Source organism: Betaproteobacteria bacterium, from assembly GCA_009377585.1.
Taxonomy (GTDB): domain Bacteria; phylum Pseudomonadota; class Gammaproteobacteria; order Burkholderiales; family WYBJ01; genus WYBJ01.
This window is the reverse complement of record WHTS01000158.1, coordinates 1-11,586: the sequence shown is the minus strand read 5'-3', so window position 1 is coordinate 11,586 and position 11,586 is coordinate 1. Positions and strand designations below refer to the sequence as shown.

Below are 11,586 nucleotides of genomic sequence, written 5' to 3'. Positions count from 1 at the left end.
AGCTGCGCGAGAAAATTGAGGAGCAACTCGCGAAACTTCAGAAGCTGCCCAGCTTGATCCGCTCATTTTTCAATGCTCCGTCTGTCGCCTATATTGGCGACTGGTGAGTAATCATAGATCGCGATACGAAGTACTCGCAACGATTCCGGGAGTTCGTGGAGGAAGGCGGTACGAAGGTAATCCGGTTGCCGCCTCGGTCTCCGAATCTGAATGCGTTCGCGGAGCGCTTCGTTCGTTCGATCAAGGAAGAATGCCTGAGGAGGATGATATTCATCGGGCAGGCGTCCCTACGTCGAGCGATCGCTGAGTATATGGCGGACTTCCACGAGGAGCGCAATCACCAGGGCTTGGAGAATCGCTTGATCCGCAGAAAGCCGGCGATTGCTGCGATGGATGCGGTCATCCATCGTCGGACACGGCTCGGCGGAATGCTCAGCTACTACCACCGTGTTGGTGCGTGAAACGTGCGTTCGGTTTTCTGGACACTACGGGATCGATCCGCGCGTGCATACCCGGCAGCTGCGCGAAGGGCGTAGTAAAAAACTCGAACCCCCTGGTCTTGAGCCAGTCGGGAAACGCGAAGATACAAAGGTGCCCCCGGGTACTTCGAAGCTGCACGTCATGCCGCACTGCGAGAGCGCTCCCTCGACCGGGCTCAAGGCGATGTCCATGCGGCGGGCAATCCGCACGTCCATCTCGAGCCCCACAACATCGCGAAAATCGCATCGGCGCTCGCCGAACGCATGAAGCAACTCGATACAGTCGATGGCGCCTCGTATGCCGCACGTGCAGCCGAGTTCGCGGCGCGATGGCAGAAGGCGATCGGACGCTGGGAAAAGCAGGCCGAACCGCTCAAAGGCATGTCGGTGGTCGTGAACCACAAGGACCTGTCGTACCTGATTGCCTGGCTCGGCATGCGCGAAGTTGCCGCGCTCGAACCGAAGCCCGGGTTGCCTCCGACCACCGCGCATCTCGGCGACTTGCTCGGCCGCCTTGCCCAGGATCCTGCAAAGGCCGTCGTGCGCTCGGCTTACAGCGATCCGCGGGCAGCGCAGTGGTTGGCGGAGCGGGCGAAAATACCCGCCGTCGTTCTGCCGTTCACCGTAGGCGGAAGCGACCAAGCGAAAGACCTGTTCGGCCTGTTCGACGATACATTGTCGCGCCTGCTGGCTGTCTCCCCATGACGGCGGAAACGATCGGCATCCTGTGGCCCGCCCTTGCGGCCGGTGTACTGGTGACGGCTACCCATGTTCCGCTCGGCATTCAGGTGCTCAACCGCGGAATCGTTTTCATCGATCTCGCAATCGCGCAGATTGCCGGCCTTGGAGTGATTGCTGCCGACGCGGCCGGGATGGAGCCGCTGAGCTGGTCGGCGCAGGGCTGTGCGTTGCTTGCAGCCATTCTCGGCGCGCTGTTGCTCACCTGGACCGACAAGCATTGGCCGGCGGTACAGGAAGCGATTATCGGAGTCAGTTTCGTACTGGCCGCCAGTGGCGCGATTCTGCTTCTGGCGAGCAACCCGCATGGCGGCGAGCACCTCAAGGAATTGCTCGTCGGGCAAATTTTGTGGGTTATTCCGCAGCGGCTCGTGCCCGTAGCGCTGGCGTATGCGGTACTGCTGAGCGCATGGTTCTATTTCCGCTCCCGGCTGGGACGCCTCGGCTTCTACATCCTGTTCGCGTGCGCAGTCACTATATCGGTGCAAGTCGTAGGGCTCTATCTCGTATTCACGACGCTGATCGTGCCGGCTTTGGCGACGCGCGGTGTGGTCCGCCGGAGGATCATGGTTGGATATGCGCTCGGTATTGCGGGGTATGCGGCGGGACTCGCCGTCTCGACCCTTACCGACTTGCCTTCCGGGTCTACCATCGTATGGATAATGACCGCACTCGCATTCGTATATGGAGCTATATCAAGATGCGGAAAGCACCCAAATGCGATTCCAGTTCGGCGAGTGCTTACGTTTAAGCGTGCTTTGGGATCAACATTTCCACGAAGTGATCGGCGTAGCTGGGAAGAGAATGATTGCGACGAAGCACGATGGCGGTCGTGCTCGGGTCGAAGAGGTGATCGGCGCGCAACGCGCACAGGCCGGTATCCCGAACGGAATCGAACGCATATGCCGGCAGCACCGCTACTCCCAATCCCTGCTCGACACATGCCTTGACCACACCGCCGTCGTCGACGCTGAGCACCAGCCGCGGCTTCAGTTTCTGCGCTTCGAAGGCCCTGAAAATCGCCTGACGATTCGTGGAGCCGGGCTGCGTAATCACGATCGGAAACTGCGCAATCGCCTTCAGCGACAGCCGCCGGAACCGTGTCAACGGATGGTCCCTGGGCGTCAGCACCACGCGGGGCGTCACGCGGCACGTCCGAAATGTCAGTTCCCTGGACCCGCTTTCGACCTGCGAGGTTACGCCGATGTCGGCGGCACCGGAGGACACCGCTGCCGGTATCTGCGTCAGCGGCGCGTGCTGAACGAGTATGCGCACGTTGCGGTGGTGCACGCTGTATTTCTTGATGATTTCCGGGAGATAAAATCGCGCGAGCGAATGCGTGGTGGTGATACGCATATCGCCGGACTTTTGCCGTGCATTCGCCTGGCTGACGCTACGTATCGAGTTCGTCGCGGCAACGACTCTTCGTGCGAGCGTCAGCACTCGTTTGCCCGTGGGCGTCAGACCGAGCAGCCGATGACGTCCACGAACAAATATTGCGATATCGAGCTCCTCCTCCAGCTGGCGCAGTTGCTTGCTTACACCCGGCTGTGACGTGTGCAGCACCCGGGCGGCTTCGGACACCGCCATCTTCTGGTCTGCAACGGCACACAGGTATCGGAGCTGCTGAAGGTTCACAGGGCCATCATACCCAGTAGTTATGATTCATGAAAAACAATTGCTTTTAACCATATACTGCGGAGAGTATCGTGCTTCGCATGCCTTACGCTCCTTTAGTGTTGTTACTCGCCGTGGCGGCGACTGCAAGTAACGCCGCGGACTACCCCAACCATCCCGTGCGCCTGGTCGTGCCGTTTGCGCCAGGCGGGGGCGCGGACACGCTCGCAAGGATCGTCGGGCAATCGTTGTCCGAGCGCCTGTCGCAGCCGGTGGTGATCGACAATCGCGGCGGGGCAGGCGGCGTGGTTGGGACGGAACTGGTCGCGCGCGCAAGCCCTGACGGCTATACCTTGCTGCTCGGGACACAGAGCACGCATGGCACCAATCCGAGCCTGTACAAGAAGTTGCCGTACGATCCTGTGGGGGGATTCGCACCTGTCACGCTGCTCGCGTCCGTGCCGAATGTTCTCGTCGTGAATCCTTCGGTTGCAGCAAGCAGCGTCAAAGAGCTCATTGCCCTTGCCAAGCGCACTCCAGGCGGCCTGAATTACGCGTCAGTCGGCGTCGGAAGTTCCCAGCAACTGGTGGCGGAGCTCTTCAAGAGCCGGGCCGGAATAGACATGGTTCACGTTCCATACAAGGGCACTGCCCCGGCCCTCAACGACCTCATCTCGGGACAAGTTCAGGTGATGTTCACCAATCTGATTACGTCGGCGCCACACATCAGGAGCGGGAGACTGAGGGGGCTTGCCGTTACGAGCTCCAAACGATCGTCGGTTGCTCCGGAACTGCCTACTCTTGCCGAGGTCCTTCCGAAATTTGAAGCGTCGTCCTGGTATGCCTTGCTCGCGCCGGCGAAAACTCCTGGCACCGGTTATTGCAGCCTTGAACCGGCACGTGACATCGATCCTGTCCACCGAGCAGATTCAGTCGCGTCTCGCGGCAGCCGGAGCCGAGCCGGCCGGCGGTACGCCCGAGGACTTGGCCGCGTACATACGCGAAGAAATTCGCAAGTATGCAGAAGCAGCAAAGCTGGCGAACATTCAACCTGAGTAGAAATCACGGAGGCGAGGATGGATGCGACAACCGAAACATTCGGCACCGTGCCCCTGGCAGAGTCGCTGGCGTGCGAAATAAGGGGGCTCGATCTTGCAACGAGTCTGACCGGGGACCACGTGGGTGCGATTAAGGCTGCCCTGGACAAGTACTCGATAGTCATATTCAGAGATCAGCGCATTACTCAGCAAGGTCAGGTCGATCTCGCCGCACGGCTCGGGCCGCTTCGCGTTCCGCCGATCTACAAATACGGCGTCGATGGCATGCATCCCTCGCTGCATTTGGTCTCGAATGTCTTGCACAACGATCAGCAGATCGGGCTGGCCGATGCTGGCGTGTTCTGGCATTCCGACGCCGCGTACATGCCTAGGCCGGTGATGTACACGTTGCTCTACGGAGTGGAAATCCCGCACGCTGCTGACGGCCGGGCGCTGGGCAACACCCGGTTCGCAAGCATGGCAGCCGCGTACGAAGCCTTGCCGGACGAAATTCGGACAAGGATACAAGGTCGCCGGGTAATACAAAGCCTGCGCCAGAAATACGAGAAGAAAATCGCTGCGGGCGTCTTGAAGCGCGGGCCGCTCACGCAGGAGCAATATGCCAAGGCGCCGGACCGCGACCAGCCCATGGTACGGACGCACCCGAACACTGGCAGAAAAAGCCTGTATATCAGCGAAGGGCACTCCGCCGGGATCGTGGGCATGCCCAATGCCGAGGCCAACGCCTTGCTGGCGGAGCTGTGCGCGTTCTCCACCCAGTCGCGTTTCGTGTACGACCATCAGTGGCGAGTGGGCGACCTGGTCGTGTGGGACAACGCAGCCACGGTGCACAAGGCGACATTCGATTACAAGCTGCCGCAACGCCGGCTCCTGCATCGGTGCACGGTCGAGGGCACGGAACCCTTCTAGAGGCTGTTCCATGAAGCGCAGTCTGCTGTTTTTTCTCGCCACGTTACTCCTGGCGCCCGCCGTCCCGACTCGGAGCGCGCGCGCGAGCGAGTATCCAACGCGCCCGTTGCGGTTTATCGTCCCGTTTCCTCCAGGCGGTGGAGCCGATACCCTGGCGCGGGTGGTCTCAGCCGGCATCGGAGAGATCCTGGGACAGCAGGTGGTCATCGACAATCGGGCAGGTGCCGGCGGCAATATCGCGGCGGAACTGGCGGCCAGGGCGGCACCGGATGGATACACTCTCCTGCAGACCAACATAGCCCACGCCATCAGCGCAACCGTCTATCGCAAGCTCGGCTACGACCTGGTGGATGATTTCAGCGCGGTGACGGGACTGGCCTCGACGCCGTACATGCTCCTGATCGCACCGACTCTCAAGGCGCCCAGCGTGAAGGAGGTGATCGCGTACGCCAAGCGCCATCCGGGTGAACTGCGCTACGGCTCATCGGGCAGCGGCGGCTCCAGCCACCTCGCGATGGAGCTTCTGAAAGCGATGGCCGGGTTCGATGCGACTCATATCCCTTACAAGGGTGCGATGCCCGGGATGATCGACCTCATGTCGGGACGGATCGAACTGATGTTCAACACGCTCGGCGTCGCGCTCAACCAGGTGAGGAGCGGCAAGCTGAGAGCACTCGCCGTGTCCAGCGCGCGCCGATTTCCAACGGCTTCGGAGTACCCGACGATCGCCGAGTCAGGTGTCCCCGGATACGAGGCGTATACGTGGTACGGCATCATGGTTCCGGCCGGCACGAAGCAAGAGATCGTTTCTCAACTCCACGCTACGACAGTCAGCGCACTGCGCAAGCCCGGCCTGAGGGATCAGTTGATCAGCCAGAGCTACGAGATCGTCGGTAGCAGTCCGGCGGACTTTGCCGCGCATGTGAAATCGGAGATGTCCAAATGGGGAGAAATCGTAAAGTCGTGGGGTGCCAGGGTTGAATGAGCGGTGCGGTCGGGCCGCATCTGCAGACAACACTTCCTCAAGCGTATTCCATCGATGGAAAGATCATATGCGGCCATCTGAAGAAACCGCCGTTGCCGAAGAAAATCATCCCGGATCGAACCCCCGGCCACTTTCGGAGCTGACTGCGCTCAAGCCGCGCGAGTTGCGCGAGGCGATCCGGCGCGGCGAATGGACGCAGCGCATGCATGGTCTCGGGTTGGGTTACACCATGTCCAATCTGGCTGTTCTGCCATCCGAATACGCTTACGACTTCCTGCTGTTTTGCCAGCGTAACCCGCTGCCTTGCCCAGTGATGGAAGTTACCGACAAGGGCTCACCGGTTCCGCGTCGATACGCGCCCAGTGCCGACCTGAGAACCGACTTGCCGCGCTACCGGGTATTCGAGCACGGACGCCTTGTCGACGAGCCCACCGACATCATCCGGTACTGGAACTCGGATTTCGTCGCATTCCTGCTCGGTTGCAACCTGACCTGTGCTGGCGCAATGGAGCGCGCCGGCGTTCCGATGACAACCAGCGTGCTCTACGTCAGCAATATTCCATGCCGGCCGGCCGGCCGCTTTTCGGGTCCGGTCATCGTGAGCATGCGGCGTGTGCCGCGGGACAGGGTCACGCGTGCAGTCCAGGTGACTTCGCGTTTTCCGAACACCCATGGTGCGCCCCTGCACATTGGCGACCCTGCGGCGATCGGTATCGACGACATGTCCAAACCCTGGTTTGGCATCGCCCCCACATTCGAACCGAATGAGGTTCCGGTGTTCTGGGCGTGCGGCGTTACGCCGCAAAGCGCGGCGCTCGAGGCCAAGCTGCCTATCATGATCACGCACGCCCCGGGGCACATGTTCGTTACCGATGCCCTGGATGAAGAGACCGCGGCGCTGTAGCGCGCACGCGGCTCTTGCACACCACACCATGTGTGATTCATGCCTCGCCTTTCGGCCATAAGACGGGACGCCCCTGGATGGGGCGTACGTGTATGACGGTTTTGCACAAACTCCCTGCTCATCAGCGTCGTGCGAAGGAGCGCGTCGAGACAAGGTTATTCGCGACGAACTTCACAGGAGCAGGCGATATTCTCGGGTGACCGCAGGAGATCAACATCCAATGCAATCGAATCGGATCCGAACCAAGTCGACTTACGCTTGCAAATGCGAGGTGGCAAAGCGATTTCGCGGCAGGATGCTGCCATGGGTTGTCCTGCTTGTCGTGGCAACTGCCGGTGCGCATGCTCAAACGGGCACAAGCGATTATCCGAACCGGCCGATCCGTTTGTTGGTTCCGTTTTCCGCCGGAGGCACCGCGGATATCGTGGCGAGGTCCATCGCGCAAGCTTTTGGTGGCATACTAGGTCAGCAGATCGTGGTAGACAACCGCCCGGGCAGCGGCGGAATACTGGGAACCGAGCTCGCGACCTTAGCTCCCAAGGACGGTTATACCGCCGTCATCGGCAATATCAGCACGATCGCGGTGAGCCCGGCGTTATACCCGAAGCTGCAGTACGACCCGCTGCGGGATTTCTCTCCGGTAGCCTTGATCGCATCGGCGCCTTTCGTCATGGTGACGTCGGTGTCCCTGGGGCCGAAGACCGTAAAAGAGTTCATCGCACTGGCCCGGACGAGACCAGGCAAGTTGAATTATGCGTCCACCGGTATCGGCAGTCCGGGACATCTGGCTGCAGCAGTCCTTGCGTCCTCCGCGAACATCGAAATGCAGCACGTGCCATACAAGGCCCTGGGTACGGCGCTGACCGACCTGTTCTCCGGAGAGGTCCACCTTTTGTTTCTCGGCATAGCACCGTCCCAGGCGCAGTTGAAGGCGGGAAAGGTTCGCGCCATCGCGATATCGAGCCGAAGCCGCTCGCGCTTGATGCCTGACGTTCCGACGGTTGCGGAAGCGGGCATACCCAAGTTCGACGTAACCGGGTGGTACGGATTGTTCGTGCCACGCGGCACGCCGAGCGGTGTCATTACCAGACTGAATGCAACCATGGCGAAAGCGGCCTCCATACCCGAACTGGAGAAGCGGTTCACCGGTCTGGGAGCCGAGCTCTTCGCACATAGCGTGAGCCAGTTCGCCGGCTTCGTTGACGCAGAAATCCGGAAGTGGGGCAAGGTCGTCAGGGAATCCGGAATACAGCCGGAGTGAGTTCGAGATACGGCGCATCAGCCAGCTTGCCTCGTCAAGAAGGCAGATGAACACGGAAGCGGCTTTGACCGGGTGCCTCTCTTCGGTGAATGGCGCGCTCGGTTCGTCGTGATGAGGTGAGGGCGGTGGCGCTACCCGGGAATGAGGCCCTCTCCGGGATACGCACTCGGGTCATCGCTCAGGGACGCATCGTAATCGATCCGGGGGCCGGTCCGTATGCCGCCATTGTAAGAGGGAGCAGCGATGCCTTCGCTATGTGTTGCCGACGATTTGGATATGTTCTATGCAATCGATGATTACACTGACCCGTGGAAAGGCGCCGAAACGATTCTGATGCTGCATGGGCTGGCCGAAAGCCATGAGGCATGGTTTGCGTGGGTGCCAGCCCTGGCCAGACATTTCAGGATCGTGAGACCCGACATGCGCGGCTTTGGTAAAACGACCGCTATGCCGGTGGACTATCCGTGGAACCTGGATACCGTTGTAGACGATTTCGTCTCCCTCATGGACGCGCTTGCTACGGATCGGTTTCATGTGATCGCCGCCAAGATAGGCGGTACCGTGGCACGCCGTCTTGCGGCTAGGTTTCCGGGCCGCGTCAGGACTCTCACGGTAGCGGGGACGCCGCCTCCCTATCGAGACACGGTCGCTGCGCGTGCCGAGGCTTGGTCAAAGGAGATTCGGGTCGATGGGATCGAGAGCTGGGCGCGCCGAACTATGCTGGGCCGACTGGGTGACAAGTTCCCTGCGGAAGGGGTGGCATGGTGGGCCGAACTGATGGCAAGGACCGCACCTTCCAGCGTCCTGGGATCCATTCTGCCAATTCCTTCGACAGACATTCGCGGGGACCTGGCGAAGATCTCGTGTCCAACCCTTGTAATAACCACACCAGGCAGCGGCCTTGGTTCCGTCGAAGAAACGCGCTCGTGGCAAAGCAAGATACCTGACTCCGAACTCCTAGTGTGTGAGGGCAACTCGTATCACGTTGCCGCTAGCCACGCCGACGAATGTGCGGCCGCGACTCTGAGGTTCCTAAGAAGGCACCCCGGCCAGGGCGGGATCCGGAGCTTCGCCTCGTGATATCCCTGCCGAGGATTGTCAGGGGCGATTACAGGAAACCGCGCCACCGGTCGGTTGACCCGGTCCCAGGAATATCGGTCGTGCGGCATTGCGGCGTCCCCAGGGCAACATGGTAAATTTCGTTATGGATAACAGCAGGAAAGTAGTCGTCGACGATATCGCCATCGAATACGAGCTCGACGACTATACGGAGCCTTGGCGCGAGGATCTACCGGAAACGGTTTTGCTTCACCATGGCTACTGCCGCAACATGCATTTCTGGCGCCCTTGGGTACCTTTGCTCGCCGACGAGTTTCGGGTCTTGCGCCTCAGCGGGCGCGGCTGCGGCGGCACTACCGTACCGCCGCAGCAGACGCCCTACACCCTCGAGCGCCTGGTGTCCGATGCGATCGGGCTGCTGGATGCTTTGTCCATTCGGCGTGTCGTCTGGGTCGGCGAATCCTCGGGGGGCATCCTCGGGCTGGCGACTGCGCTTGCGCACCCGGACCGCATCAGCGCGCTCGTTTTGTGCGACACACCGTTCAAGATCGATGATCGCGTGGCAGATGCTTACAACGTGGGGGAAGCCGACTATGCATCGGCCATCGCCAAGCACGGCTTCAAGGCCTGGTGCCTACAAACGCTCGGCTACCGGATCGATCTTTCGCGCGCCTCGTCTTCACTCCAGCATTGGTATGTGGAGCAGATGGGAGCGGCGCCCGAGCATATCGCGGTGTCGCATCATCTCATGGCGGTCGACGTCGATATCTGGCCCCGGGTCGGCGAAATTGCGGCACCGACGCTGATCATGGTGGGAGCGAACAGCAAACTAGCAACGGCCGAGCGAATGCTTGCCATGCGTCGAACGTTGCCGGCGGCGAAGCTGGTGACGTTCGCCGGCTTTGGTCACGGCATCAATCTGATCGAGCCGCGAAGATGTGTCGCGGAAGTTCGCAACTTTCTAACCGAAGAGCGCGCTCGCACGAGCGGTGGCGACACCTGGCGAGCGACGCCGATCGCCGACTCACGGGAGTAGACATTGGGCGTTACAGAGCAACTGGCTCGCTTTGGCGTCGAATCCGACGCCAGTTTCCTGACCGAGCCGCTGATTCGCTCGGCCAAGGCCAAGATCCTGGATACCTGCGCCACGATGCTCGCCGGCTCGCGCGCCCCGTCCGCGACAATATCGCTCGAGACGGTTCGGCAAGCCGGAGGCATTCCCCAAGCGACGGTACTGGGTTGGGGAGAAAAGACCTCGCTGGTGAACGCCGGGTTCGTGAACGGGGTGAGCGCACACGCGCTCGAGTACGACGACATCACTGCAGGCGCCGGGCATGTCAGTGGATGTATTTTGCCCGGCTGCATTGCCGTAGCGGAGCACGCTGGTCTTTCGGGCAGAGCCCTGATCGAAGGATTCGCCGTAGGGTTTGAAGTATTCTGCCGCATGGCGCACGGCCTGCGTCCTGACATCATCGATCGCGGCTGGCACCCTCAGGCGGTCATCGGAGGCCAGGGTGTTGCCGTAGCGGCATGCCGAATGCTCGGGCTGGACCAGATGACAGCGCGCATGGCGATGGGCATCGTGGCCTCGTCCGCCACAGGCGTACGGAAGAACGTCGGTTCGATGGGCAAGGCCTTCCATGTCGGGAACACAGTGCGCGCGGGACTCTTTGCGGTCATGCTCGCGCGCAAGGGTTTCAAGGTCGACCCCGACATCATCGAAGGCTCGGACGCTGTCGCCGACGGTCACGAGCGCTTCGGGCTTGCCGATACGTTCAATGGAGTCGGCAACTACCGGCTCGATCGTATGGTGGAGGATCTGGGCGGCCAGTTCGAGATCGCGAAGAATACGACCATGGTCCGACTGCATCCGGGCTCGAGTGCGCCTGCGGCCGCCATAGACGGGATGATCGAACTCGCGACGAGCCACGATCTGCGCGCGGAGCAGGTTGCTGAAATCCGCCTGGAGTGCACGCCGCAATGCCTGGCTATCGCCCCGTACAAGGAACCGGTGGACGTATACAAGGCGAAGTTTTGCCTGCCTTACACCATGGCGCTCGCATTTCTCGATCGCAAAGTCGGCCTGGAACAATATACGAGCGCACGAATCGTCGATCCGAGAGTGCGTGCTGTCATGGAGCGGGTCAGCGTCATCGTGCCGGCGGATCTTCAGCGCCATAAGGGCCAGTGGGGCGAAAACGGCGTCAACTGGGGCGAGGCGCGAATCACGATCCGGCTCCGCGATGGAACCGTTTTGCGCCAGGCCTGCTCTCACGCCAAGGGCTGGACCGAGCGCCCGTGTTCCTGGCAGGACTTGTGTGAAAAGTTCGAGGATTGCGCGGCGACCGTTCTTGATTCCCGGCGGATTGCGGAAGCGATCGCGATGATCGAGCAACTGGAGGAGCTGAACGGCGTCGGAGAATTGATTCGCGTACTGGATCCCCCCGAGGGGCATTGACACTTTACCCGAGCAACCATCGCCTTTTCCCACGGAGGACCCATTGAGAAATCGATCCGCGCTGCGTTCGTTTCCTGCCGTTCTTTTTTCGCTGATGTCATGTGCTGCTTGGGCGCAA

Annotated in this window: 10 protein-coding genes and 2 pseudogenes; 11 read left to right on the top strand and 1 reads right to left on the bottom strand. The window is 61.0% G+C overall.

Annotation, left to right across the window (positions count from 1 at the left end; translation table 11 throughout):
* Positions 1-110: 110 nt before the first annotated feature.
* The 3 genes and pseudogenes from GEV05_28240 to GEV05_28230 all read left to right on the top strand — a co-directional run bounded on the left by GEV05_28240 (position 111) and on the right by GEV05_28230 (position 1,900).
* Positions 111-461, top strand: a complete 351-nt coding sequence (locus GEV05_28240) for a transposase (GenBank protein MPZ47182.1) — start codon at positions 111-113, stop codon at positions 459-461.
* Between the two features lie 168 nt (positions 462-629).
* Entirely contained in the window at positions 630-1,184 is a 555-nt protein-coding gene (locus GEV05_28235) for a hypothetical protein (protein ID MPZ47181.1), read from the top strand.
* Positions 1,181-1,900, top strand: a pseudogene (locus GEV05_28230) (metal ABC transporter permease). The gene GEV05_28235 and the pseudogene GEV05_28230 overlap by 4 nt, the downstream one beginning before the upstream one ends.
* Before the next feature lie 64 nt (positions 1,901-1,964).
* Here GEV05_28230 and GEV05_28225 read toward each other — a convergent pair.
* Positions 1,965-2,855 (bottom strand): LysR family transcriptional regulator, encoded by an 891-nt coding sequence (locus tag GEV05_28225; GenBank protein ID MPZ47180.1) that lies wholly within the window; start codon positions 2,853-2,855, stop codon positions 1,965-1,967.
* An 80-nt stretch (positions 2,856-2,935) separates the two neighbouring features.
* Between GEV05_28225 and GEV05_28220 the strand changes: the two are divergent.
* The 8 genes and pseudogenes from GEV05_28220 to GEV05_28185 all read left to right on the top strand — a co-directional run bounded on the left by GEV05_28220 (position 2,936) and on the right by GEV05_28185 (position 11,468).
* Positions 2,936-3,893, top strand: a pseudogene (locus tag GEV05_28220) (tripartite tricarboxylate transporter substrate binding protein).
* A 17-nt stretch (positions 3,894-3,910) separates the two neighbouring features.
* Positions 3,911-4,801 (top strand): TauD/TfdA family dioxygenase, encoded by an 891-nt coding sequence (locus GEV05_28215; protein MPZ47179.1) that lies wholly within the window; start codon positions 3,911-3,913, stop codon positions 4,799-4,801.
* 10 nt (positions 4,802-4,811) lie between these two features.
* Entirely contained in the window at positions 4,812-5,786 is a 975-nt protein-coding gene (locus GEV05_28210) for a tripartite tricarboxylate transporter substrate binding protein (GenBank protein ID MPZ47178.1), read from the top strand.
* Positions 5,787-5,853: 67 nt separating this feature from the next.
* On the top strand, positions 5,854-6,690 hold the full coding sequence (locus GEV05_28205) for a putative hydro-lyase (GenBank protein ID MPZ47177.1): 837 nt from the start codon (positions 5,854-5,856) through the stop codon (positions 6,688-6,690).
* Positions 6,691-6,778: 88 nt separating this feature from the next.
* Positions 6,779-7,951: a tripartite tricarboxylate transporter substrate binding protein gene (locus tag GEV05_28200; GenBank protein ID MPZ47176.1), complete on the top strand. Its 1,173-nt coding sequence runs from the start codon at positions 6,779-6,781 to the stop codon at positions 7,949-7,951.
* A gap of 243 nt (positions 7,952-8,194) precedes the next feature.
* On the top strand, positions 8,195-9,031 hold the full coding sequence (locus tag GEV05_28195) for an alpha/beta fold hydrolase (GenBank protein ID MPZ47175.1): 837 nt from the start codon (positions 8,195-8,197) through the stop codon (positions 9,029-9,031).
* Between the two features lie 109 nt (positions 9,032-9,140).
* Positions 9,141-10,046 (top strand): alpha/beta fold hydrolase, encoded by a 906-nt coding sequence (locus GEV05_28190; protein MPZ47174.1) that lies wholly within the window; start codon positions 9,141-9,143, stop codon positions 10,044-10,046.
* A 3-nt stretch (positions 10,047-10,049) separates the two neighbouring features.
* Complete coding sequence (locus GEV05_28185; GenBank protein ID MPZ47173.1) at positions 10,050-11,468, top strand: hypothetical protein; 1,419 nt, start codon at positions 10,050-10,052, stop codon at positions 11,466-11,468.
* Positions 11,469-11,586 lie beyond the last annotated feature (118 nt).

Bases quoted from the DNA above. Each gene is read 5' to 3' on its own strand.
- GEV05_28205 (MPZ47177.1), top strand. From the start codon at position 5,854: ATGCGGCCATCTGAAGAAACCGCCGTTGCCGAAGAAAATCATCCCGGA.
- GEV05_28215 (MPZ47179.1), top strand. From the start codon at position 3,911: ATGGATGCGACAACCGAAACATTCGGCACCGTGCCCCTGGCAGAGTCG.
- GEV05_28210 (MPZ47178.1), top strand. From the start codon at position 4,812: ATGAAGCGCAGTCTGCTGTTTTTTCTCGCCACGTTACTCCTGGCGCCC.
- GEV05_28190 (MPZ47174.1), top strand. From the start codon at position 9,141: ATGGTAAATTTCGTTATGGATAACAGCAGGAAAGTAGTCGTCGACGAT.
- GEV05_28195 (MPZ47175.1), top strand. From the start codon at position 8,195: ATGCCTTCGCTATGTGTTGCCGACGATTTGGATATGTTCTATGCAATC.